The 22,528-nt window shown below is 62.1% G+C and carries 19 protein-coding genes; 6 read left to right on the forward strand and 13 right to left on the reverse strand.

All coding sequences use genetic code 11. The annotated features are described in order from the left end of the window. Window positions 1–10: 10 nt before the first annotated feature. The 9 genes from uca to trpS form a co-directional block, all read right to left on the reverse strand. A complete protein-coding gene (gene uca / locus FHU12_RS14465; protein WP_141970140.1) occupies window positions 11–3,631 on the reverse strand; it encodes an urea carboxylase in 3,621 nt (1,206 codons plus the stop codon). Next, window positions 3,624–5,462 carry an allophanate hydrolase gene (gene atzF / locus FHU12_RS14470; RefSeq protein ID WP_141970142.1) on the reverse strand — a complete coding sequence of 613 codons (1,839 nt, stop codon included), beginning with the start codon at window positions 5,460–5,462 and terminating at the stop codon, window positions 3,624–3,626. The genes uca and atzF overlap by 8 nt, the downstream gene beginning before the upstream one ends. 222 nt (window positions 5,463–5,684) lie before the next feature. Continuing rightward, window positions 5,685–8,252, reverse strand: coding sequence for a putative mucin/carbohydrate-binding domain-containing protein (locus FHU12_RS14475; protein WP_141970143.1), 2,568 nt, complete (start codon window positions 8,250–8,252; stop codon window positions 5,685–5,687). 177 nt (window positions 8,253–8,429) lie between these two features. Then, window positions 8,430–8,894 carry a YehS family protein gene (locus tag FHU12_RS14480; protein WP_004939471.1) on the reverse strand — a complete coding sequence of 155 codons (465 nt, stop codon included), beginning with the start codon at window positions 8,892–8,894 and terminating at the stop codon, window positions 8,430–8,432. Between the two features lie 231 nt (window positions 8,895–9,125). Next, window positions 9,126–10,025: a phosphonate ABC transporter, permease protein PhnE gene (gene phnE, locus FHU12_RS14485; protein WP_033637591.1), complete on the reverse strand. Its 900-nt coding sequence runs from the start codon at window positions 10,023–10,025 to the stop codon at window positions 9,126–9,128. Continuing rightward, window positions 10,022–10,885 carry a phosphonate ABC transporter, permease protein PhnE gene (gene phnE, locus FHU12_RS14490; RefSeq protein WP_063991254.1) on the reverse strand — a complete coding sequence of 288 codons (864 nt, stop codon included), beginning with the start codon at window positions 10,883–10,885 and terminating at the stop codon, window positions 10,022–10,024. The genes phnE (FHU12_RS14485) and phnE (FHU12_RS14490) overlap by 4 nt, the downstream gene beginning before the upstream one ends. Before the next feature lie 78 nt (window positions 10,886–10,963). After that, the gene (gene phnD / locus FHU12_RS14495; RefSeq protein WP_019454696.1) at window positions 10,964–11,896 is read right to left on the reverse strand and encodes a phosphonate ABC transporter substrate-binding protein; all 933 of its coding nucleotides are present in this window, start codon (window positions 11,894–11,896) and stop codon (window positions 10,964–10,966) included. A 41-nt stretch (window positions 11,897–11,937) separates the two neighbouring features. Further along, window positions 11,938–12,771 carry a phosphonate ABC transporter ATP-binding protein gene (gene phnC, locus FHU12_RS14500; protein WP_099816745.1) on the reverse strand — a complete coding sequence of 278 codons (834 nt, stop codon included), beginning with the start codon at window positions 12,769–12,771 and terminating at the stop codon, window positions 11,938–11,940. Window positions 12,772–12,888: 117 nt separating this feature from the next. After that, the gene (gene trpS / locus FHU12_RS14505; RefSeq protein WP_141970145.1) at window positions 12,889–13,896 is read right to left on the reverse strand and encodes a tryptophan--tRNA ligase; all 1,008 of its coding nucleotides are present in this window, start codon (window positions 13,894–13,896) and stop codon (window positions 12,889–12,891) included. Window positions 13,897–14,186: 290 nt separating this feature from the next. Here trpS and FHU12_RS14510 point away from each other — a divergent pair, with 290 nt between their 5' ends. Then, complete coding sequence (locus FHU12_RS14510; RefSeq protein WP_141972996.1) at window positions 14,187–15,062, forward strand: NAD(P)-dependent oxidoreductase; 876 nt, start codon at window positions 14,187–14,189, stop codon at window positions 15,060–15,062. A 33-nt stretch (window positions 15,063–15,095) separates the two neighbouring features. Here FHU12_RS14510 and FHU12_RS14515 read toward each other — a convergent pair whose 3' ends face one another. From FHU12_RS14515 to FHU12_RS14525, 3 genes are all read right to left on the reverse strand, one after another. Then, entirely contained in the window at window positions 15,096–15,623 is a 528-nt protein-coding gene (locus tag FHU12_RS14515) for a cysteine hydrolase family protein (RefSeq protein WP_141970146.1), read from the reverse strand. 25 nt (window positions 15,624–15,648) lie between these two features. After that, entirely contained in the window at window positions 15,649–16,752 is a 1,104-nt protein-coding gene (locus FHU12_RS14520) for a suppressor of fused domain protein (protein ID WP_141970148.1), read from the reverse strand. 163 nt (window positions 16,753–16,915) lie between these two features. Further along, entirely contained in the window at window positions 16,916–17,788 is an 873-nt protein-coding gene (locus FHU12_RS14525) for an oxygenase MpaB family protein (RefSeq protein WP_141970150.1), read from the reverse strand. Between the two features lie 241 nt (window positions 17,789–18,029). On the opposite strand from FHU12_RS14525, the gene FHU12_RS14530 reads away from it, so the two are divergent. The 4 genes from FHU12_RS14530 (at window position 18,030) to FHU12_RS14545 (ending at window position 21,263) form a co-directional block, all read left to right on the forward strand. Then, window positions 18,030–18,473 carry an acetyltransferase gene (locus tag FHU12_RS14530; RefSeq protein ID WP_141970152.1) on the forward strand — a complete coding sequence of 148 codons (444 nt, stop codon included), beginning with the start codon at window positions 18,030–18,032 and terminating at the stop codon, window positions 18,471–18,473. Window positions 18,474–18,738: 265 nt separating this feature from the next. Further along, window positions 18,739–19,764, forward strand: coding sequence for a methionine ABC transporter ATP-binding protein (locus FHU12_RS14535; RefSeq protein WP_141970154.1), 1,026 nt, complete (start codon window positions 18,739–18,741; stop codon window positions 19,762–19,764). Beyond that, complete coding sequence (locus tag FHU12_RS14540; RefSeq protein WP_004939505.1) at window positions 19,757–20,425, forward strand: methionine ABC transporter permease; 669 nt, start codon at window positions 19,757–19,759, stop codon at window positions 20,423–20,425. The genes FHU12_RS14535 and FHU12_RS14540 overlap by 8 nt, the downstream gene beginning before the upstream one ends. Before the next feature lie 19 nt (window positions 20,426–20,444). Further along, a complete protein-coding gene (locus FHU12_RS14545; RefSeq protein WP_141970156.1) occupies window positions 20,445–21,263 on the forward strand; it encodes a MetQ/NlpA family ABC transporter substrate-binding protein in 819 nt (272 codons plus the stop codon). Between the two features lie 35 nt (window positions 21,264–21,298). Here FHU12_RS14545 and FHU12_RS14550 read toward each other — a convergent pair whose 3' ends face one another. Continuing rightward, the gene (locus FHU12_RS14550) at window positions 21,299–21,943 is read right to left on the reverse strand and encodes a TetR/AcrR family transcriptional regulator (RefSeq protein WP_141970158.1); all 645 of its coding nucleotides are present in this window, start codon (window positions 21,941–21,943) and stop codon (window positions 21,299–21,301) included. A gap of 176 nt (window positions 21,944–22,119) precedes the next feature. Here FHU12_RS14550 and bhsA point away from each other — a divergent pair, with 176 nt between their 5' ends. Beyond that, the gene (gene bhsA / locus FHU12_RS14555) at window positions 22,120–22,377 is read left to right on the forward strand and encodes a multiple stress resistance protein BhsA (RefSeq protein ID WP_141970160.1); all 258 of its coding nucleotides are present in this window, start codon (window positions 22,120–22,122) and stop codon (window positions 22,375–22,377) included. Window positions 22,378–22,528: the final 151 nt, after the last annotated feature.

Below are 22,528 nucleotides of genomic sequence, written 5' to 3' on the forward strand. Positions count from 1 at the left end.
GCTCCTCCGTTCAGACCGCTTTTTCCAGCCACAGCAGGGCGTCGCCCGGCCCGACCGGCCGCCCCTGCCGGCAGCTGATGCGTTTAACGATCCCGGCGCGCGGCGCGGTGACCGCCAATTCCATCTTCATCGCCTCGACCACGATCAGCGGCTGCCCGGCCGCCACCGCCTGCCCCGGCTCCACCAGGATCTTCCACACGCTGCCGTTCAGATCCGCGCTGACCCGATCGCCGTCGATCGCGTCTTCTTCCTCCGGCGGCAACAGCTGCGCCTCGGCCTCGTCGTCATCGCTGCGCCAGCGCGCCACTTCGGCGCTGAACGCCTGCTGCTGGCGATGCTGGAAGTCGGCGATCGCCTCGGCGTTGTCGGCCAGGAAATCGGTGTAGGCAGCGAAGTCGAATTCGCTCTCTTCGATGCGCACCTGCATGCGCCCTTCGCGGAACGCTTCGCGCTGCTCGTCCAGTTCTTGCTCGCTGACCGGGTAGAAGCGCACCTGATCGAAGAAGCGCAGCAGCCAGGGCTCACCGGCGGTGAACTGCGGGTTTTTGAGGAATTTGTTCCAGATCGGCAGCGTGCGCCCCACCAGCTGGTAACCGCCCGGCGAGTCCATGCCGTAGATGCACATGTACATGCCGCCGATGCCGACCGTTCCTTCGGCGGTGTGGGTGCGCGCCGGGTTATATTTGGAGCTCAGCAGGCGATGGCGCGGATCGAGCGGCACCGCGCAGGGTGCGCCGAGGTAGACGTCTCCCAGACCGAGGATCAGGTAGCTGGCGTCGAACAGAATGTCGCGCACCTGCTCGCGTCGGCTCAGGCCGTTGATGCGCTGAATGAAATCGACGTTGTTCGGCAGCCAGGGCGCCGAGGCGCGCACCGTCTGTTGATAGCGATCCACCGCGCCCAGCGTGGCCGAATCTTCGAACGCCATCGGTAGCCACACGGTGCGCGTCGGCACCTTCAGGCGGCTGACGTCCCCCAGCGCCCGTTCACGCGCCAGCAGGCGCTCTAGCAGATCGGCCTGGCTTATCCGCCGGCTGTCGTAGCGGATCTGCAGCGAACGCACGCCCGGCGCCAGCTCCGCCACGCCCGGTATCGCCTCCTCTCGCAGCGACTGCATCAGCAGATGAATGCGCAGCCGCAGCGCCAGATCGAGCACGTTGTCGCCGTACTCCATCAGGATGTAACCGTCCCCCGCCTGGCGATACGCCACCGCCGGGCGCCCTTCCGACGCCGGCAGCGCCGCCAGCACTGTGGCGGAAACGGTCTCCGCCGGGGCCAGATCCGGCGGCGGCAGGGTAATGGCCTTCACCGCCGCCAGCGCTTCGATGCTGCCAAGCTGCGCCTGCTCCAGCGACTGCGCCTGGCGAAAGCCGATCGGGTGGAACCGGATGCGGTCGCCCGGCTTCACCTGCCCCACTTTCCACAGCTCGGCCTTGGCGATGGTCACCGGGCAGACGAAGCCGCCGAGGCTCGGCCCGTCACGGGTCAGGATCACCGGGAAGTCGCCGGTGAAATTGATCGCGCCGATAGCGTACTCGCAGTCGTGCACGTTGGAAGGATGCAAACCGGCTTCGCCGCCGTCCTCCCGCGCCCACTCGGGCTTCGGCCCCGCCAGGCGCACGCCGAGGCGGTTGGAGTTGTAATGCACCTGCCAGTCGGTGGCGAAGAAGGCCTCTATCGATTCGGCGGTGAAAAAGTCCGGCGCGCCGTGCGGCCCGTAAAGCACGCCGATGTGCCATTGATCGCCGTAGTGCGGGATCAGGCTGTCGTCCATCGCCTGCGGTGCAGCGATCGGCGCCGGGGTGGTACTGGCCGCCAGCGCCGGTTGAGCGATCGCCAGCATGTCCGCCACCCGCAAGGTGCGCCCGGCGTGGCCGCCAAACTGCCCGAGCGCAAAGGTGGAGCGGCTGCCGAGATACACCGGCACGTCGAAGCCGTTGCGTACCGCCAGATAGGTGCGGCAGCCATGCGTGGCGCGCCCCAGCGTCAGCACCTGCCCGGCCCGCACCGCGATCGGCCGCCAGTAGGCGACCGCCTCGCCATCCAGATCGGCCGGGCAGCTCGCGCCCGTCAGCGCGAGGGTGGCGTCGCAATGAAAGCGCAGCGTCGGCCCCTGCAGGGTAAACTCCAGCCCGGCGGCCGCCGGGTGGTTGCCGACGATGCGGTTGGCCAGCCGAAACGCGAAGTCGTCCATCGGGCCGGACGGCGGCACGCCGATGTCCCAATAGCCGAGGCGGCCGGGATAATCCTGCACGCTGCTGTAGGTGCCGGGTTGCAGCACTTCAAGGCAGTGCGGCTGGAAACGCACATCGTCCAGCAGGCGCGTCCAGACGTCGCCGCGCTGAAATTGCGGCGTGGCGATCACCTGCCGCAGATAATCGAGGTTGGTGGCGATGCCGTGCAAGCGGGTCGCCGCCAGCGCCACGCGCAATTTTTCCAGCGCCTGCGCCCGATCCGCGCCGTGCACGATCAGCTTGGCGATCATCGGGTCGTAAAACGCCGACACTTCGCTGCCGGTCGCCACCCACCCATCGAGCCGCACGTCGTCAGGGAAATGCACCTCGGTCAACACGCCGGGACTGGGCTGGAAGTTTTTCAGCGGATCTTCGGCGTAGAGGCGCACTTCGATCGCCGCGCCCTGCGGCGCGCGCTGCAGTGCCGCCCAATCCAGCGCGTCGCCCGCCGCCACCTGCAGCATGCATGCGATCAAATCCAGGCCGGTGACCATTTCAGTGATCGGGTGCTCGACCTGTAAGCGGGTGTTCACTTCCAGGAAGTAAAACTCGTCGCGCGCGGCGTCATAAATGAATTCCACGGTGCCGGCGCTGCGATAATTCACCGACTCGCCCAGCACAATCGCCGCCCGATGCAGCGCCTGGCGGGTCGCCGCCGGCAGGTGCGGCGCCGGGGTTTCTTCCACCACCTTTTGGTTGCGGCGCTGCAGCGAGCAGTCGCGCTCGCCCAGCGCCGCCACCCGCCCCTGGCCGTCGCCGAAAATCTGCACCTCGACGTGGCGCGCCCGATCGACGAAGCGTTCGATAAAGGCGCCGGCGTCGCGGAAGAACTGCTCTCCCAGCCGTTTGACGCTGTCGTACGCGTCGCGCAGCGCCGCCTCGTCGTCACAGCGCGTCAGGCCGATGCCGCCACCGCCGGCGGTGCTTTTCAGCATCACCGGGTAGCCGATGCGCGCGGCGGCGGTCACCGCCTGCTCAACGCTCTCCAGCAAGCCGGTGCCCGGCGTCATCGGCACCCCGGCCAACGCCGCCAGCTCGCGCGCCCGGTGCTTGAGGCCGAACTCGCGGATCTGCGCCGCCGTCGGGCCGATAAAGGCGATGCCCGCCGCCTCGCAGGCGTCGGCAAACTCGGCGCTCTCGGACAAAAAGCCGTAGCCGGGGTAGATCGCCTGTGCGCCGGTGGCCGCTGCCGCCGCGAGGATCTTGTCGATGCGCAGGTAGCTGTCGGCGGCCTTGTCGCCGCCGAGCGCCACCGCCTTATCGGCTTCGGTGACGTGCGGCGCATTGCGGTCGGCGTCGGAATAAACCGCCACGCTGGTGACGCCCAGGCGTTTCAGGGTGCGAATGGCGCGGCAGGCGATTTCGCCGCGGTTAGCGATCAGTACGGTATTAAACATGTTCATGCCCCTTAAGGCTGGCGAGATAGTCGCGCCAGCCGCCAAACTCAGTGATATCCGTGGCGCCTTCCAGCGCCCAGGCTTCGCAGATAAACCCCTTCACCCGCCTGCCGTCCGCCAGCAGCAGCGTGCCGATGCCCAATGGCGCCGGGATTTCCGCCACAAACTCGCCGAAACGGGCCAGCGGGATGTCCCACAGCTCAAGGCGGATCGCCGCCCCCTGCGCCGCGCGCGCCAGCCCCGGCTTCGGCGGTTCGGTATCGGCCAGCGCGTAGAGGCGGTAACAGGGGGCGGTGACGGTTTGCTCCACCCGCACCGCGTCGCGCTGCGTCAGCTGGACGTTGAGCGGCATACCGCTGAGGTGAGCGCCCACTACCGCCAGACGCACGTGCCCCGCCGACGGCGCCGGCGTGGGCTGCGGCGGCAGTGCCCGCCCGATGGCCCCGAGCGGCAAGGCGTTTTGCCGTTGCCAGCGCAGGCCAAACGCCGCCAGCGCCCGGTCATGCCAGGCAGGCGCAATCAGGGTGATGCCCGCCGGCAGCCCGTCTCCGCGCAGCGGCCCCGGCAGCGCCAGCGCGCTCAGATCGGCCAGGTTGGTGAAATTGGTGTAAGTGCCGAATTGCGAATTGAACAGCACCGGCTCCTGCGCCATCTCCGCCAGGGTGCGGATAGTGGGCGCGGTCGGCACCACCAGCGCGTCGAACGGCGCCAGCCGCTGGGCGATCTGCCGCGCCAGCTCGGCACGCAGGTATTCCGCCTTGTAGGCGTCGCAGGCGCTGTAGCCGAGGCCGTTGCCGACGATGCCGCGCACCACCGGGTCGATGGCCTGCGGGCTCGCTTCCAGCACCTGCTCAATCGCCACGGTGCGCTCCGCCACCCAGGGGCCGTAATACAGCTGTTCCGCCAGGGTGCGAAACGGCGCGAAATCGAGGGGTTCCAGCGTGGCACCGCCCGCCTGCAGCTGCGCCAGCGCACGGTGAAACGCCCGTTCGGCCTGAACGTCGCCGAAAAACTCCAGCTGGGCGGGAACGGCGAAACGCGGTGCGGCGGGGATATCCGCCGGCGCGGTATGCGGATCGGGGCGGGAATACGGATCTGCTTCGTCAAAGCCGCTCGCCAGTTCCGCCACCTGGGCAGCATCGGCCACCGTCAGCGCGAAGACCGACACCGTATCGTTCAACCGGCAGGCCGGCACCACGCCGCGATTGGATAACCGCCCCTTGGTCGGCTTCAGCCCGACGATGTTGTTGAACCCGGCGGGCACGCGCCCCGAACCGGCGGTGTCGGTGCCCAGCGCAAACGGCACCAGGCCGCGTGCCACCACCGAGGCGGAGCCAGAGCTGGAACCGCCGCTGACGTAGCGGCTGTCGAAGCTGTTGACCACCGCACCATACGGTGAGCGAGTGCCTACCAACCCGGTAGCGAACTGATCGAGGTTGGTTTTACCGAGGGCGATCGCCCCTGCGGCGCGCAGGTGGGCGACCACGGTGGCGTCCGCCGCGGCCTGATAGGTGAACGCCGGACAGGCGGCGCTGGTCGGCCAACCGCCGACGTCGATATTGTCTTTGATGGCAAAGGGCACGCCGAACAGCGGCAGGCGGCTGAGATCGCCGTCAACCGCCGCCAGCAACTGCGCGAGCTGCCGATACTGCTGCTCGCGCTGCGCCGGCGTGGCGAGATACAGCCAGGCGTTATCGTTCGGGTTCAGCCCGGCGGCCAGGGTTTCGATCGTCGCGCTGACACAGGCGAGGCGCTCGCCCGCCGGACGGGTTTGATAATGGTGCTGCCATTCACTGAGGGTAAAACCGCACGCTACAACAGGTTCGCTCATCGGCTGAATTCCATCTGGTACACAAGATGGGATTCAACAGAGCAACCGGCGTGCCAATTTTTAATCTCATGATTTCAATAAATTATAATTAAAACTTATGACAGCGACGACGAACGGGCTGCACCAGCGGCGCGCAGCGGAAGAACAAAAAGAGTGCAATAAGGGGATGATGCAGAGGAAAATCGGGGCGACGACACTCGCCGCCCCGGAGGCCAATGTGGCTCAGTCGTTGATGCGTTTCAAACCGACCGGCGTAATGCAGTAGGTCTGCTGCTTGCCCTTCTCCGCCAGCCGCACATGCTGCATTTCGTTGACGATCGCCAGGCGGTTGTCCGGCTCTTCATGCCGCAGATGGATCACCTCACCGCCGTAGCCTGACAGCGGCAGCACCCAGGTTTTAGCCGATTGATTTTGGCTGCCGATGACGTCGTAGCTGAGCAAGGTGTTGCCGTCCGCATCCGTCACGCTGAGGAAGGCGTAGCTGTCGGTAAAGTAGTGGTGAGCAATCCCCGCCGCCAGCGTCACGGTCACGGTTTTCTTCACCAGATCGACGGCGCAGGTCAGAAACTGGCGATCGCCGATCCCTTTGCACGCCACGGTAAACGCATTGCCGACGTTAGCGCCCGGCGGCGTATTGTCGGCCGGCAGGCAATCCCGATAGGTCGCCAACAGTGGCTCACGTTGCAGCTCGGCAAAGGCGCCGATCGCCAGATAGATATCATCCTTGAACGACGACGACGGCGCATAGTAAGCCGGCAGCAGACGGCGTAAACGCTGCGCCGCCTGCTCCAGGCGCGTCAGCAGCGCCTGCTCGGGATCGCCGGACAGCGCCGGGTTTTTCAGCCCGCTGGTTTCGATACGCAGCACGTTGGTTTTGTTTTTGTTATCGATGACGCCGGCCGCCGCCGGATTCAAACGCACCCGGCTCGGCTCCACATGGTAAATCTCGATGTCGTCGCCTTCGGCAAACGGCAGTTCGTCATGACTCAACGTAGCCTGAGTGCCCTGAATCTCCTTAGCGAAGCGCACCGCGCCCTGCCGATCGCGCAGCGTCACCCGGGCATAGGTTTCACTGGGGAAGTAGGCGTGCGGCGTGGTGCTGGTCACGTCAACCACCACCGCCCCTTTGGCACGATCGACGACCACGGTGGCGAAGACCGCATCGCTCAGGCCCAACAGATTGATCTCCTGTGAAACGATCGGCGAAGCAACTTTACGCACGAAGCGAAGCGTCACCGCGTTTTTCCCCTGTTTCACCGTCAGGTAACCCGCCGTCGGCCGATATTTGCGATCTTTGCCGGTCGGCAACCGCAGGGTGTAGACGCCGATCGGCAGCGCAGTCAGGGCCAGGGTCGGCGCGTCGATACGGATCTTGTGGGCATAGCGCGCCCCTTCCATCAGGATCAAATCCTCACCGTAGATCTGCGCAAAGTCATCGATATCCAGACTCAGGGTGACATCGCCTTTCAGGCCGCTCACCTTGAGCTGACAGGAATCGACCAGGCGCAGGGAGGAATCCAGCTTCAGCTGTGCCTGCACCGCCGGCAAACTCTGCGCATCCACCAGTTGATACAGCGGGTACACCGCCTTGGCGTGGCTGAACGCGTTGAGGTCGCGCTGCGTTTGGGTGATCACGCCGCCGGTCAGCTCGACGAACGGCGTCACGTCGATTTGCTCGCCGGCCGCGGCGAAGCTTGCCGACAGCAGATCCAGCAAGGCATGTTCGGACGGCACGAAGCCCGCCGTGTTGCAGCTTTGACGATACTGCTGATTAAAGTGCGTGAAGGCGTTCTTGCCTGCCTTGTCGACCATCAGCATCGCGAAGAACAGCTTGGAGCGCAGATCCCACTGGTTGAGCGGCGTGCCCTGAGCGATCAGATCGACGATTTTCTTCTCGACGCCGGCCGCGTTGCCGTAGTTATACAGCCACCCTTCCTGGTATTTGCGCTCTCCCAGCATCACGTCCTGATAGCAAGCGGCGTAAATATTGTTCCACATCTCACCGGTGGAGAAATATTTGTCGCCCATAAAGTGCCCCTGATAGCCGTGCGCGATCTCATGCAGGCTGCCCCAGTTGCTGTCTTTCGGCGTCAGCCAGAAGCTGCTGACCGAGCTGCTGGTTTCCGCCGTCCAGCGGCCGCCATAATACGCGGCGCCGGCGCCGTGTTTATCGGCCTTCATAAAGTAGCGGTTGCGAATATTGCGATCGGACTCATGTTCAGCCTCGAACGAGACGCCGGTCAGCGCATTGTAGAAGGTGAAAATGCGGTCGTAGTAGGCGATCAGCCCGTCGATGTTTTTCGCTTCGCCCAGCGACTTCAGCGCCGGTTTACTGATTTTCGGCACCAGCAACACGGCGTATTCCGCATCGATCAGGGCAAACTCGGCGTCCCGATCGTCCCAGCGGGCGAAGAATGTGGCTTCGTTTTCGCCACGGCGATAAACCGGCAGCGCTTTCGCCGTGTCCGGATACTCGAACTCCAGCGCCGGTTCGCCCTGCCCGTACGGCGTATCGATAAACGGCACCGAGACGGCATTGACCTGGGCCTCGACCCAGCTCGCGCCGACGCTGAATTCAGCCTCCGTTTTGCTGTCGTCATTCAGCAAGCGCAGCGTGAGCTTGCCGGTAAACGCCGCGTTGGTCTGCCGCACTCGCAGCACCTGCCCGGCGGCGAGAATGATGCCCAGGTGCTGGCGATCGTGATCGATACCTTTGCTCATGCCTGCCGCATCCAGCCAGACCGGCCGGGTCAACGTGTAAAGTGATTGGGTTTTCGTGATGGTTGGCATCCTGCTTTCCTCATGGTTTGGGTGATTGAATTGACCATGAGAAAGTAACCGGAGGGGCGGCCCGCCCTCCATCGATGGCGGATGGCTGAGGGCCAGTACAACAACGGCGGGCGGGAGAATGGCAATAAAAAAGGCGCAACCTTGCGATTGCGCCTGAGGCTCGGTGAACGCAGCGCGTTACTCGCCGCGAACGCGCTGCGCCAGCCCTTTGAGGAAGTAGCGCAGCATCTGATCGCCGCATGGGCGGTAGTTCTTGGTGCCTTCTTTGCGGAACAGCGCGCTCAGCTCCGGCTTGGAGATGCGGAAGTCCACCGCGGTGAAGATCTGGTGCATGTCGGTGTCTTTCAGCTCGAACGCCACGCGCAGCTTTTTCAGCACCAGGTTATTGGTGATCGGCAGCTCAACCGCCGGCGCCGGGAACTTGTCGTCCTTGCCGCGCTTGAAGAACACCAGACCGTTGAGGAAGTGCGCCATCACTTCGTCCGGGCACTTCTCGTAGCCCGGCTCGCCTTCTTTGATCACGTAAGCGTCCATCGCCGACACCGCCACCTCGAAATCGTCCAGTTTGATAATCTCGACCATTTTGGCGTTGTTAATGCTCAGCATATAGCGCACGCTGCGCAGCACGTCGTTGTTCATCATGGGATTGCATTGCCTTTACTTGTCTAACGGGGACGTGCGCATTGTAAAAAAATGCCCCATACCCAAAATAGTTGGAGTTGCATCGCGGCGGCAAATTTGTAAGCCCCCGGAGCATAGTTAACTATGTGACCGGGGCGCGCAAATGCAGCCAACAAAGAGGCAGCTCCAAGTATGACGGGTATGGCCGCACACCTTGAATGTGCGGCAGTATAGGGATCGGCAAGGGGTTTCTCAATCGATTTGGCTTTTTTGCTGATACAGCGGGATGTCTTCGCCGATGATGTACTTGTTGCGCAGCATCGACGAGACCTTGTCCATGATCATCACCACCACCACCAGGATCAGGGTGATGAACATCACCACGTCCCAGTTCCACAGCCGCATATTCTCCGCGTACACCAGGCCGATGCCGCCGGCGCCGACGAAGCCCAGCACCGCCGCAGAGCGAGTGTTGGACTCGATCTGGTACAGGCTGAGCGCCAGGAAGGTGGGGAACGATTGGGTGAAGATGCCGTAGCGGTGCTTCTGCAACCCGTTGGCGCCCACCGCCGTCAGGCCGCGGCTGGGGGACTTGTCCACCGCCTCGTGCCCTTCGGCGTACAGTTTGCCCAGCAGCCCGACGTCCTGCATCACGATAGCCAACACCCCGGCCAGCGGCCCCATGCCGACGGCGCGCACGAAGATTAGCCCCCAGATCGCCATATCGATACCGCGCAGCACGTCCAGCAAGCGGCGCACCAGCACGGAGATCGGCCGCAGCAGCGGCGTCGACATCACGTTGCGCGCGGCGAAAAACGACAGCGGCAGCGCGATCAGCGACGCGGTAATGGTGCCGGCGAACACGATGGCGATAGTAATGCCGATCTGCTGGAAGTAGTACATGAACGGCCAGTTGACGAAATCGTGCCAGACGAACATGCGCAGGAAATAGCGCCCCAGCTGCTGGCAGCCGTTGATAAACTGCGGCCAGGTAATGCCGAAGACCAGGAAGAAGAACACGTAATACAGCACGATCGCCAGCGCGATCAGGCCGACGGTGCGCAGGTAGCGCCCCTGCTGCGCGAAGATCGCCGGATGCTGCTGTTTCAACTGGCGCAGCGTTTCCGCCGATGCCGGAGTGCCCGCTATCATTTTGCCCCCTCTACCACGCGCTTACGCAGCTCGCCCGACACGTAGTCGAGCACGGAAACCACCACGATGATCAGCAGCAGCGTCATGCTGACCTGATCGTAGCGGTCGAGTTTAATGTTGGTCATCAGCTCCTGGCCGATGCCGCCCGCGCCCACCAGCCCCAAAATGGTCGACTGGCGGAAGTTGATCTCCAGCCGCATGAAGCTGTAGGAGAGAAATACCGGCTTCACCTGCGGCCACAGGCCGAAGCGCATGCGCTGCAGCGGCGTGGCGCCGCAGGCCGCCAGCCCGCGCACCGGTTTATTGGAGGCGGTTTCGATCGACTCGTAGAACAGCTTGGTCAGGCTGCCGATGGTGTGCAGCGCCAGCGCCAGGAAGCCGGGAATGGCACCGATGCCGAACGCCATCACGAACATCACCGCCCACGCCAGCTCCGGCATGGTGCGCAAAAACGCCACCAGCGTGCGGATCGCCAGCCGCACCGAGGCCGGGGTATAGGTGTTGCCGGCCGCCAGAAACGCCAGCACGGTCGCCACCAGCACCGAGAAAATGGTCGCCGCCAGCGCCAGCTGCAGGGTCTCCCAGATCAGCGGCAGCTGGATATTCAGGCGGTAACCCCAGTAGGCCAGTGAGCCTTCGGTGCGCCCGTCGGCGAACAACAGAGGCCAATGCAGCGTCGGAACGGTTTCGGCCAGGTAGTCGAAGAAATGCGGAATAGACACCCAGACGGTGTGCAGGTTGAACTCGGCGAGGTTGCCGGCGCCCAGGTACAGCACCACCAGCCCGAGCGACCACAGCAGTGCTTCGCGCTTTTGCTTGCTGCGGATCCGTTGGTAATAGTGTGCGAAATCGGTATTCAAAAGAGGTCTTCCATCTTTATGGAACAAGGGGTTCAGCACGCTGAACCCCTTCATTCGGACGGCCTAGGCAGCCGGGAATTAACGGTCGCCTTTGGTCAGCTCGCGCTTCATATCGATGATGTTCTGGTATTCCGCCAGGGTGGTGTCGCCGATGTGCTGTTTGCCGCCCATTGCTTTGATAAAGCACTGGTGATCGTCTTTATCCAGCTTCTTGATGGCGGTGACCACTTTGGCCTTAAAGTCGGCCGGCAGCGAGTTGCTCACCAGGATCGGGCCGTTCGGGATCAGCGGCGACTGCCAGATGATGCGGATCTGCTTCATCAGGTCCGGGTGATCCATGCGGATCATGCGGGTGAACGCGCCGCTGGTGTAGCCGGTGTTGTAGTCGCCGATCATCGACGCCCAGGTCACCGCACCTTCGAACTGGCCGTTCAGCACGCCGAGAATGTCCTGCTCGTGGCCGCCGGAGAAGGTGACGCTGGAGAAGGTGTTGTTGTATTTGTTGTCGACCGTGCCGCCGAACAGCTTTTTAAACGCCTGGTTCGGGATCAGGAAGCCGGAGGTGGAATCCGGATCGGCGAAGCCGATGGCCTTGCCCTTCAGATCTTCCAGTTTCTGGTACGGACTGCCGGCCTTCACCACCACCACCGAGTGGTAGCCGCGCGACTGGTCGACGTCGTCGACCGCGATGCCGACGATGTCCACCGCTTTCGGATCCTTGATGTAGACCGAAGCGAACGACGACGGCGACATGCTCAGCACCAAGTCAATCTTGCCGCCCAGCAGGCCCTGGATCACACCGGAATAGTCGGACGAGTTGCGCAGCTTGGTATCGACGTTCAGCTCCTTGTCCAGGAACTGCTTCACGCACTGGTTATCGCCGATCTGCTGGGTGGCGTTCTGGCCACCGAGAATGCCCAGGTTCAGCTCTTTCGGCGCATCCGCTGCGGCAGCATTAAATACCATCATCGCGCCGGCCATCAGGGTGGTCAGACTCAATACTTTTTTCATTAGGTGTGCCTTGTGTGTAAAGGGTAAAGGTCAAAAGTGCTTCAATGGATCTGATTGGCTTCTTCGCCATACAGCTGGTGCAGGATCCGTTCGTTCAGTTGCGAAGGATGCCCGTCAAACACGATCTTCCCGTGGGCGATGCCGATCACCCGCGAGCAATACTCTTTCACCAGTTCGACCGAGTGCAGGTTCACCATCACCGCGATGCCGTCTTCGCTGATTTTCTGCAGCGCGTCCATGATGCGGCGGGTGTTCTTCGGATCGAGCGACGCGACCGGCTCATCGGCCAGCAGGATTTGCGGGTTTTGCATCAGCGCGCGGCAGATGGCGACGCGCTGCATTTGGCCGCCGGAGAGGTGCTCGGCGCGCTGTAGCGCGTGCGGCAGCATGTTAAGCCACTGCAACAGTTCGATAGCGCGAGCGCGGTCGGCGTCATCGAACAGTTTGAAGAAGGATTTCAGGGTGGAGGTGTGGCTCAGGCGGCCCAGCAGCACGTTGGTCATCACGTCCAAGCGCGGCACCAGGCAGAAGTCCTGGAAGATCATGCCGCAGCGTGCGCGCCACTGGCGCATCTGGCGGCCGGCAAGCTGGGCGATATCCTGCGCCACGCCATCGTCTTCGAAGTGCAGCATCTCGCCACAGCTGGAAGGAATGGTGCCGTTGAGGGTGTGCAGCAGCGTGGACTTGCCCGCGCCGGAGCGGCCGATCACCGCCACGAATTCGCCGGCGTGCAGGTCGAAATTGATGTCATCCAGCACGCGCTGCTGCGCTTTATAGGCCTTGCCGAGTCCCTTTACCGATAATACTTTGCGGGATGCGGCGGCGTGCTGCCCTGGTAAGTCGTGCTGTGCCAATTTTAACAGTGCCTGAGCCATATGATTTCTCTGGTTTCAGTGGCTAATCATTATGGGCACCTATTAACGGATAAGTTTATGACAGTGGGATGATCGTTTTATGGCCGGGGCGTGACGCGTGCCGCCCCGGCATGCGCATCATTCCAGGCTAAAGAAGTCCAGCCCCAGCGCCGTCTTGACCTGCCGCAGCGTCTGCTGGCTGACCTGATGCGCGCGGCGGGTGCCGTGCTGCAGGATGCGCGTCAGCTCGCCTTTATCGGCGATGAATTCGGCGCGGCGGGTGCGGATCGGCTCGAGCAGGCTCTGCAGGCAATCCTCCAGCAGCCGTTTGATCTTCACGTCCCCCAACCCGCCGCGCCGGTAGTGCGCCTTCAGCTCCGCCACCAGCGCGGCGTCTTCGCAGAAGGCGTCCATGTAGGTGAACACCATGTTGCCTTCCACCCGGCCGGGATCGCTGACGTTGAGATGGCCGGGATCGGTGAACATGCTCATCACCGCCTTGTGAACCTCGTCGGCGCTGGCGCCAAGCTGGATGGCGTTGCCGCGCGATTTCGACATCTTGCCCTGCCCGTCCAGCCCCGGCAGACGCCCGACGTTGCTCAACAGCGGCTGACACTCCGTTAATATCGGTTGGCCAACGATGTGGTTGAAGCGCCGCACGATCTCGTTGGTTTGCTCCAGCATCGGCAGCTGATCCTCGCCGACCGGCACGTGGGTGGCGCCGAAGGCGGTGATGTCCGCCGCCTGGCTGACCGGATAGATCAGAAAACCGGCCGGCAGGCTGCGGGCGAAATCCTTCTCGGCGATTTCGTTTTTCACCGTCGGGTTGCGTTCCAGCCGCGCCACGCTGACCAGATTGAGGTAGTACATCGTCAACTCGGCCAACGCCGGCAGCGCCGACTGCAGGCAGATCGTGGTCTTGTGCGGATCGATGCCGACCGCCAGATAGTCGGCCACGACGTTGAGCACGTTGGCGCTGATTTTTTGCGGGTTGTTGCCGTTGTCGGTCAGGCCCTGCAGATCCGCCACCATCACCGTTTGGTTATGCTGGTGCTGCAGTTCGACGCGTTGGCGCAGCGAGCCGACGAAGTGACCTAAATGCAGTGGGCCGGTGGCGCGATCGCCGGTAAGAATGGTGTAACTCATGACAGTGCTCCTGAAGGTCTGTAGACCGCCGGATCAACGCCACAAAAAATAATGCCGCCAAACCGGCGGCATTAAAAAGAGATGTGAATACTCGTGCCGCCTCAGAAGAGGCGCCACCATGACTGATTGTGGGTGGAGTGCATCGATATATTCATGCCATCAAGGTATACCCGCAGCGGCAGCGCGTCAATAGCCCGCCGCCGGCGCGTAAGACGGCGTTACACTCCGGCATTTGCGTTCCTGGCCTGGCGCGCTAGGGTAAAACCTTCAACCTGAAAAAGGAGCGCATGATGAAGATCGGATTTGCCGGACTGGGTGGGATGGGCAGCGCCATGGCGGCCAACCTGTTGCAGGCGGGCTTCACCTTAACGGTATGGAACCGCTCGCCGCAGGCGGCGCAGCCGCTGGTAAACGCCGGCGCGCGGCAGGCCGAACGGCCGGAACAGCTGGCCGATGCCGACGTGCTGATCACCATGCTGGCCGACGATGCCGCCACGCAACAGGTGGTGGTGGACAGCGGGTTGCTGCAGCGGATGAAACCGGGCGCGCTGCATATCAATATGGCGACCATCTCGGTCGAACTCGCCAAGCGTTTGACGACGCTGCATGCGGAACACGGCATCGGCTATCTCGCCGCGCCGGTGCTGGGGCGGGTCGACGTGGCCGCCGCCGGCAAGCTGAATATTCTGGCAGCCGGCGATAGCGAGCGGCTGAAGCAAGCGCAACCGCTGTTCGATGCCCTCGGCCAGAAAACCTGGCACTTCGGCGCCGACCCGGCGCAGGCCAACGTGGTCAAAATCGCCACCAACTTTACCCTGGCCAGCGCCATTGAAGCGATGGCGGAAGGCAGCGCACTGGTACGCAACTACGGCGTTTCCGGCGCCGACTACCTGCAGATGCTGAGCAGCACCGTCTTCGCCGCCCCGGCTTACCAGGGCTATGGTGCGCTGATCGCCGCCGAGAAGTATTCACCCGCCGGATTTCGGCTGGCGCTGGGGCTGAAGGACGTCGGGCTGGCGCTGGCCGCCGGCACCGACAGCCATACGCCGATGCCGTTCGCCGGCGTGCTGAAAGACAACTTCCTCGACGCGATGGCGCAAGGGGATGCGGATCTGGACTGGGCCGCGCTGGCCAAGGTGGCGGCGCGGCGGGCGGGCCTGAAATAACGAACGGGGGCATTAGCCCCCGTTTTTCCTTTCTCAGAACACAATATCCGCCGCGGGCACGGCGCGGATCGGCACGCCGAAGCTTTCGATATTCGACAGCGTCTCGTTATGGTGGGTGCGGATCAGCAGACCGTCGGCATAGGATTTGTCGTGGCAGGTGTGGGCATCCGCCGCCAGCGTCACCGGATAGCCGTGCGCCGCGGCGCTGCGCACCGTGGTATCGATGCAAAACGGCGTGGAGTAACCGCAAACCACCAACTGCGATACGCCGTTGGCGATCAGCAACGCGCCAAGCGAAGTGCGCAGGAACGAGTCCGGCGTGGTTTTATCCACCCGATGGTCGCCCGGCGCCACCTTTAGCGCCGCGAGCACTTGCCAGGCGGCGCTACCGTGCCGCAGCTCGTCGTCCGGCGTATGATGCTGAATGACGACCACCGGCACGCCCGCCCGGCGGGCGCGCTCGCTCAGCTGATTAATGCGCGTAACGGTGCCCGTGGCATCCGCCGGCGGCGGCGTAAACAATCCTTCCTGCACATCGATAATCAACAACGCGGTGGTCATGGCGGCTCCCGAAGATTAAGCCGCGTCAGCACACCGGCTGGCGCGGGCGGAAAATATGATCGACGCCCTGCTCACGCAGCCGGTTCACCAGATCGTGCCCGCCGTTCGGCGTGGCGTGCGCCAGCTGCCGCTCGGCGGTAAACACCGGGCTGGCCCAAAACAGGTTCACCGGATCGCCGTACTGCTGCGGCAGAGTTAGATGCGCGCTATGTGGGTAGAAGGACGACGATAAAATATAGCCCTCGTAGCCCAGCGGCGCCACGTCCGACTCCAGCGTATGCCCTTCGCCGATCCAGGTCAGCCGCGCCCACGGCGCATGCGCGAAACCGGCCAGCGCGCTGGCCATCTGCACCGCGTTGTCTTCGGTCATGTATTGGCTGTCGATGGCGATCGCCATCTCCATGCGGCGATAGCGCGAAGCCTCGTCGTTGAACAGGATCTCCACCCACGGCATCGGCCGAATGCTGACGCCCATGGTGAGGAAGTAATAGATGCCGTCACGCTCGTGCTGGGTGATGGCCATCGGCGGCCACTTGCCCTGATCGATGGCGTAGTACTTCACCGACGGGCCGAAATGCGGCTCATAGCGCGCCTGAAAATCGCGCTGCATCTTCGGCCACGGATTGCCCTCTTCACGCTGCCAGCTGCGCCAGAATTGGCGGGTGCTCTCCGCCTGCGCATACTGGGTGTTGGTCGAGGCCGAGCCGAGCGGATAGGCCAGTGGGCTCTCCTTGATGCAGCTGGCCGAATAGCACACCGAATGGTCGATATACAGGCTCCAGCCGGGGATCACCGCCAGCAGTTGGCCGTAATACCACAGGGCCGCGCCGTCGTCGCTTTCGCTCCACACCACCATCAACCCTTCCGGGTTCAGCGGCGCTTCCCCTTCCAGATTGCGGCAAAATTCCGCCGCCAGCATCGGCGGTTGCCCCTGCTCCAGCGCGGCGCGATCTTCCTGCAGCGGCGCGGCGGCCAGGTTACGCAGCCAGCAGGCGCGCACCTGATAGCGATCGCTGTAGGCTTCGGCGGGATAGATATAAAAATAGGCTGCCCTGCTCCCTTGCTGAACCACCGCGACCAGCGTCTGGTTCTCATTGCTGACTTCAGCAAGTACGTATGACTCGTTCATATCACCTCAATAGGGTCAGGGCGCGGCAGAATCGGCTGCGCGCAAAAAATGGAATGTGGCTTTGCCCTCAAGTGTAAAACGCATTACTGGCCGGATCACCCGTAAAAGTCTCAAAAACGGCCGTAAACGAAGATAAACAAAGACTAATTATAGCGGCTGCGGCTCATGACGGCTGAGCGATGCGCCGCACCGCGCGCTGATAGGAACCGTTGCGCATCGACGCGCCCAGCACCTTGCCGAGGCCTGCGGCCCCCGTTCGCACCAGCCGCCGCTGCAGCGCGCCCGGATGAAAGCCGAACTGCCGCTGCGCCCAATCGGGCAACAGATCGATGCCCGCCTGCATTACCACCCCGCCGAGCGGGCGCGCCAATGCGCTCGGCGCCGGCGCCTTCAGCAGAATGCGCGCCACCTCTTGCGTGCGTTCATCGCAGACCAGCTGTGGCCGCATCGCCTGCAGGTACTCTTCGACCTCCGCGCAGGACTGAGGAATGGCGGTCGCCCCCAGCGCGGCGGCCACGCGCGCCGCTTCGCGGTAGTATTGATCCTGTAACTCGCGGGAAAGATGCGGGTTGCGGTAGCGCAGGTGGCTGGCCAGAAAACGGCTGCTCTCCGCCACGTGCACCCAGGTGAGCAGCGCCGGATCGCTGGCAGCATAGGGCGTGCCGTCGCTGCCGATGCCGGTCACCCGCAGATGGATGGCTTTGACTTTGGCAATCAGCCGCTCCGCCTCGGCGGTCGGGCCGAAGGTGGTGACCGACACGAACTGGCTGGTGCGGCGCAGGCGGCCAATCATATCTTCGCGGAAGTTGGAGTGATCCCATACGCCGGCCAGCGCCAGCGGGTGCAGCATTTGCAGCAGCAAGGCGCTGACGCCGCCGCACAGCATCGGGGTGAAATCGCGGTGTACCTGCCAGATGACAGACTGCGGGCCGAACAGCCCCGGATCGCCGGGCGGATTCTCAAAATCGACGCCGCCGAGCGCCAGCCCGGTCAAACTGAGCACCTGTTTTTCTATCGCTGCGCGTACCGCTTCCATCCTGCTGCCCTCTCGCTCATTCAGCGGCCAGTGTATCACGCGGCGGGCACCTCAATACGCCCTGCGGCGGTTGAAAGCATTAACTTACTGAATTACAGTTGTTATACCGCTTGCAACAAAGCGGGCCTATTCGATCCACTGCAGAGGCGCTTTGCAGGGCGTTAACCCACGTTAATTCGGCACTAACCCCACAAAACCTCTATCTAGTTTTTTTCCTTCAACTTAGATAGCAGAGAGTTCGATGATTATCATCAGAGCACGCGTGGCGGAAGACAACGCGCAATTGGCAGATATCTGGCTGCGTTCGGTGCGCGCCACTCACCATTTTTTAACCGAAGACAACATCGCACAGCTGTTCCCGCTGGTGCTGAACGATTACCTGCCGGCGGTTAATGTCTGGGTAGCCGAAGAGCGTCCGGGGCATCCCTGCGGCTTTATCGGCCTGAACGGCAACAAGGTAGAGATGCTGTTTATCGACGCCGATCAGCGCGGCAAAGGGGTGGGCAAAGCGCTGCTGACCCACGCGGAAACGCTGCACGATGAACTGCAGCTGGACGTGAACGAGCAAAACCCGCAGGCCAGCGGTTTCTATCGCCACTACGGATTTGTCATCACCGGCCGTTCGCCGCTCGACGGCCAGGGTAACCCGTTCCCGCTGCTGCACATGAAGCTGGACAAACGCTAGCCCTCCCGCCGGCCGCCCTGCGGCCGGTTTTTCTCCCCCCTGTTTCACCCGCCGCTTTATATATCAAATCAGAATAAGTAATAGATTTTACATTCTTCCTGTCACTATAAACCCTCGGTAGGATTGCCCGGTATTCACCCGCAACAGAGGTTCCGTCCGCCACTCCCCGCCGGGTTGTGCCCCGCAGAAAAGCCGAACGATCCCTGTCCGGCGCACCGCGCTCTGGACGGAATGCTGTGATGTATCGATAAGGATCCGCTTCGCTATGATCGTTCTTTCGAACGTTTGCAAAACTTTTGACAGCACACAGGGCCGCGTCGTGGCGGTAGACAACGTCAGTCTGGCGGTGGACGCCGGGCAAATTTACGGCATCATCGGCTACAGCGGCGCCGGCAAAAGCACGCTCATCCGCCTGCTTAACGGCCTGGAAACGCCCACCAGCGGCCGCATTGACGTAGGCGGCTTCGATATCGCCCGCGCCAAAGGCAGCCATCTGCGCCAGGCGCGCCTGAAAATCAGCATGGTGTTTCAGCACTTCAACCTGCTGTGGTCGCGCACCGTCAGCCAAAACATCGCTTTTTCCATGCAGATTGCCGGCGTGCCCAAGGCACAGATTGCGCCGCGCGTGGCGGAACTGATCGCGCTGGTCGGCCTGCAGGGGCGCGAAAACGCCTATCCGTCGCAACTCAGCGGCGGCCAGAAACAGCGCGTCGGCATCGCCCGCGCGCTGGCCAATAACCCGAGCGTGCTGCTGTGCGACGAGGCCACCTCGGCGCTCGATCCGCAAACCACCGACGCCATTCTCGACCTGCTGCTGGACATCAATCGTCAGCTGAAATTGACCATCGTGCTGATCACCCACGAGATGCACGTGGTGCGCAAAATCTGCCACCGCGTGGCGGTAATGGAAAACGGCCGCATCGTCGAAGAAGGCCCGGTGCTCGACGTGTTCACCCGGCCACAGCAGCCGATCACCCGGCAGTTCGTCAAGCAGGTGTCGCAGTATGCGGACACGGAAGAGAGCTTCAATCCGCTGCTCACCGCTCATCTGCCGGGGGCGATTTTCAAGCTGACCTTCGTGGGCGTGCAAACCCATCAGGCGGTGATCTCCGAAGTGATCCGGCGCTACGCCCTGACCGTCAACATTCTGCACGGCAAGATCAGCCACACCCTCAACGGTTCGTTCGGCGAACTGTACATTCACGCCGAAGGCAACGAACAACAAGTCGCCGACATGCTCAGCCTGCTGCACGAAAGAGATATCGCCGTCGAGGTTATCCAACATGATTGAATCCCTGTTCCCCCACCTGCGTCTGGACCAACTGTGGGACGCCACCTGGGAAACGCTGTACATGACCGGCATCGCCGGTTTGGCCACACTGGTGCTGGGCATCGTGCTCGGCGTGCTGCTGTTTTTAACCTCGAAGGGCCAGCTGCTGCAGAACCGGGCGGTCTACTCGCTGATCTCGGTACTGGTCAACGTCTTCCGCTCTATCCCGTTCATCATTCTGATCGTGCTGCTGATCCCGTTCACCAAGTCGCTGATCGGCACCATTCTCGGCGCGGATGCCGCCCTGCCGGCGTTGATCGTCGGCGCGGCGCCGTTCTACGCCCGGCTGGTAGAGATCGCGCTGCGCGAGGTCGACAAAGGGGTGATCGAGGCGGCGCGCTCGATGGGCGCCAAAAACCGCACCCTGATTTTCCGCGTATTGCTGCCGGAGAGCTCGCCGGCGCTGGTTTCCGGCATCACCGTCACCCTGATCGCGCTGGTGAGCTACACCGCGATGGCCGGGGTGATCGGCGCCGGTGGCCTGGGCAACCTGGCCTATCTGGAAGGGTTCCAACGCAACCACAGTGACGTGACGCTGGTGGCGACGCTGACGATTCTGCTGATCGTTTTCGTCATTCAGTTCATTGGCGACACCCTGACAAGAACGCTCGATAAACGTTAATTAACCAAGGAAAACGATGATGAAAAAGCACTTACTGATGTTGGCTTTCGCCTCCGTCGCTACCCTCGCCTCCTACGGTGCCGCCGCCGCGACCAAGCTGGTGGTCGGCGCCTCCAACGTGCCGCACGCCGAGATCCTCGAACAGGCCAAGCCGATACTGGCAAAGGAAGGCATCGATCTGCAGATCAAGCGCTTCCAGGATTACATCCTGCCGAACACCGCCTTGGCCAGCCATGACATCGACGCCAACTACTTCCAGCACGTGCCTTACCTGAACTCGGTGCTGAAAGACCACGCCGACGACAAGAGCTACGACTTCGTCAGCGCCGGTGCAATCCATATTGAGCCTATTGGCATTTATTCGAAAAAGTACAAGAGCCTGAAAGACCTGCCGGAAAACGGCAAAATCATCATGCGCGACGCGGTGGCGGAAGAAGGCCGTATCCTGTCAATTTTTGAACAGCAAGGCGTGATCAAGCTGAAACCAGGGGTGAGCAAGGTGGACGCGCGCATCGCCGACGTGGTGGAAAACCCGAAACACCTGAAGTTCCAGGCCAACGTTGAAGGCGCGCTGCTGCCGCAGATGTACAACAACGACGAAGGCGACGCGGTGGTGATCAACGCCAACTACGCCATCGACGCCGGGCTGAATCCGACCAAAGATCCGATCGCGGTCGAAAGCGGCGAAAACAACCCGTACGCCAACATCATCACCGTGCACAAAGCCGACGTGAACAAGCCGGAGATCGTGGCGCTGGTGAAGGTGTTGCACTCCAAGCCGATTCAGGACTTTATCCGCGAGAAATACCAGGGCGCGGTGATCCCGGTCAACCAGTAATGGGTTAAATGGCCCGGTAAAAACCGGGCCTGTTGTTACACCTTATTGCCAATCTGGCTGAGCCGCGGCCACACCAGCATCAGCGCCTCCAGCAACCGCAACAAATCGTCCCGGCTTGCCCCTTCTCGCGCCTGTACCGACATGCCTTCAATGGTGCAAATCACGTATTTCGCCAGCAACGCGGTGTCGGTTTTCGCCAGCAATTCGCCCTGCTGCACCTTGCGGTCGAAGCAGACTTTCAGCGCCGCTTCCTGGGCATGATGTTTTTTGCGCAGCATCTGGGCGACGTCGTCGGAAGCCGACGACAGTGCCGCGGAGGCGCACACCATAAAGCAGCCGGAGGGGGTATCGGGATCGGTGAAGACCTGAACGGAAGAACGCACGTAGGCCTCGACGATCTCGGCCACCGGCACATCCTGTTCCAACAGCTGGTTGGTGCAGGTGGTGTATTTCTGCAGATAACGCTCCACCGCCGCGCGGAACATCCCTTCCTTGTTGCCGAACTCCGCATACAGCGTCGGTGCCTTGGCGCCGGTCACTTCCACCAGATCGGCCAACGAGGTGGCTTCATAACCGTGCCGCCAGAACAGATCGAGCGCGCTTTCCAGCGCCCGGTCGCGATCAAATTGTTTTGGTCTGCCACGGCTTTTCTTGCCGCAGACCGCTTCATTGATGCTCATCGTTCCTCTCCTATCCCGCTCCACGGCAGGCTTAGCACAAATAACTTAACGATCATTATAAAAAAATATTGCGCGCTCGTCGAGAACCGATTAGCATTTAGTTATCGATCGTTAAGATAAATTAGCGAACCGGATTAAAACCCTCTATTCACCGTTATCGGAAAGGAATTAACATTATGAAAAGCTTAAAATTAACCTTAGCAGCCCTCACTCTGGCCAGCGTTTCCTTCGGCAGCTTCGCCGCTGATTTAGTCCAGCATCAACCGGCAGACCAGCAGAAAGTCGGCGTCATTACCGTCAGCGGCGCATCCGACTTGACCTCACTGGAAAGCAGCCTGGCTGCCAAAGCCGATCAGGCCGGTGCCAAATCCTTCCGCATCACCAGCGCCGGCGGTAACAACCAGCTGCACGGCACTGCAGAAATATATCAATAACAACGTATTAGGCCAACTGATTGCCTGTCCTTTTGCTCACAACGCCAGGGCGTAAAAAAAAATTAATTAACGAGCATTAAAAAAATACTTGCAATCTGTCAAACCGGCCTCTAACATTAAATTATCGATCGTTAATTAATTTAACGACCTT

The sequence above is a fragment of the Serratia marcescens genome (assembly GCF_006715005.1).
Lineage (GTDB): Bacteria > Pseudomonadota > Gammaproteobacteria > Enterobacterales > Enterobacteriaceae > Serratia > Serratia montpellierensis.

Bases quoted from the DNA above. Each gene is read 5' to 3' on its own strand.
- uca (WP_141970140.1), bottom strand. From the start codon at position 3,631: ATGTTTAATACCGTACTGATCGCTAACCGCGGCGAAATCGCCTGCCGC.
- atzF (WP_141970142.1), bottom strand. From the start codon at position 5,462: ATGAGCGAACCTGTTGTAGCGTGCGGTTTTACCCTCAGTGAATGGCAG.
- FHU12_RS14475 (WP_141970143.1), bottom strand. From the start codon at position 8,252: ATGCCAACCATCACGAAAACCCAATCACTTTACACGTTGACCCGGCCG.
- FHU12_RS14480 (WP_004939471.1), bottom strand. From the start codon at position 8,894: ATGATGAACAACGACGTGCTGCGCAGCGTGCGCTATATGCTGAGCATT.
- phnE (WP_033637591.1), bottom strand. From the start codon at position 10,025: ATGATAGCGGGCACTCCGGCATCGGCGGAAACGCTGCGCCAGTTGAAA.
- phnD (WP_019454696.1), bottom strand. From the start codon at position 11,896: ATGAAAAAAGTATTGAGTCTGACCACCCTGATGGCCGGCGCGATGATG.
- phnC (WP_099816745.1), bottom strand. From the start codon at position 12,771: ATGGCTCAGGCACTGTTAAAATTGGCACAGCACGACTTACCAGGGCAG.
- trpS (WP_141970145.1), bottom strand. From the start codon at position 13,896: ATGAGTTACACCATTCTTACCGGCGATCGCGCCACCGGCCCACTGCAT.
- FHU12_RS14510 (WP_141972996.1), top strand. From the start codon at position 14,187: ATGAAGATCGGATTTGCCGGACTGGGTGGGATGGGCAGCGCCATGGCG.
- FHU12_RS14515 (WP_141970146.1), bottom strand. From the start codon at position 15,623: ATGACCACCGCGTTGTTGATTATCGATGTGCAGGAAGGATTGTTTACG.
- FHU12_RS14520 (WP_141970148.1), bottom strand. From the start codon at position 16,752: ATGAACGAGTCATACGTACTTGCTGAAGTCAGCAATGAGAACCAGACG.
- FHU12_RS14525 (WP_141970150.1), bottom strand. From the start codon at position 17,788: ATGGAAGCGGTACGCGCAGCGATAGAAAAACAGGTGCTCAGTTTGACC.
- FHU12_RS14530 (WP_141970152.1), top strand. From the start codon at position 18,030: ATGATTATCATCAGAGCACGCGTGGCGGAAGACAACGCGCAATTGGCA.
- FHU12_RS14535 (WP_141970154.1), top strand. From the start codon at position 18,739: ATGATCGTTCTTTCGAACGTTTGCAAAACTTTTGACAGCACACAGGGC.
- FHU12_RS14540 (WP_004939505.1), top strand. From the start codon at position 19,757: ATGATTGAATCCCTGTTCCCCCACCTGCGTCTGGACCAACTGTGGGAC.
- FHU12_RS14545 (WP_141970156.1), top strand. From the start codon at position 20,445: ATGAAAAAGCACTTACTGATGTTGGCTTTCGCCTCCGTCGCTACCCTC.
- FHU12_RS14550 (WP_141970158.1), bottom strand. From the start codon at position 21,943: ATGAGCATCAATGAAGCGGTCTGCGGCAAGAAAAGCCGTGGCAGACCA.
- bhsA (WP_141970160.1), top strand. From the start codon at position 22,120: ATGAAAAGCTTAAAATTAACCTTAGCAGCCCTCACTCTGGCCAGCGTT.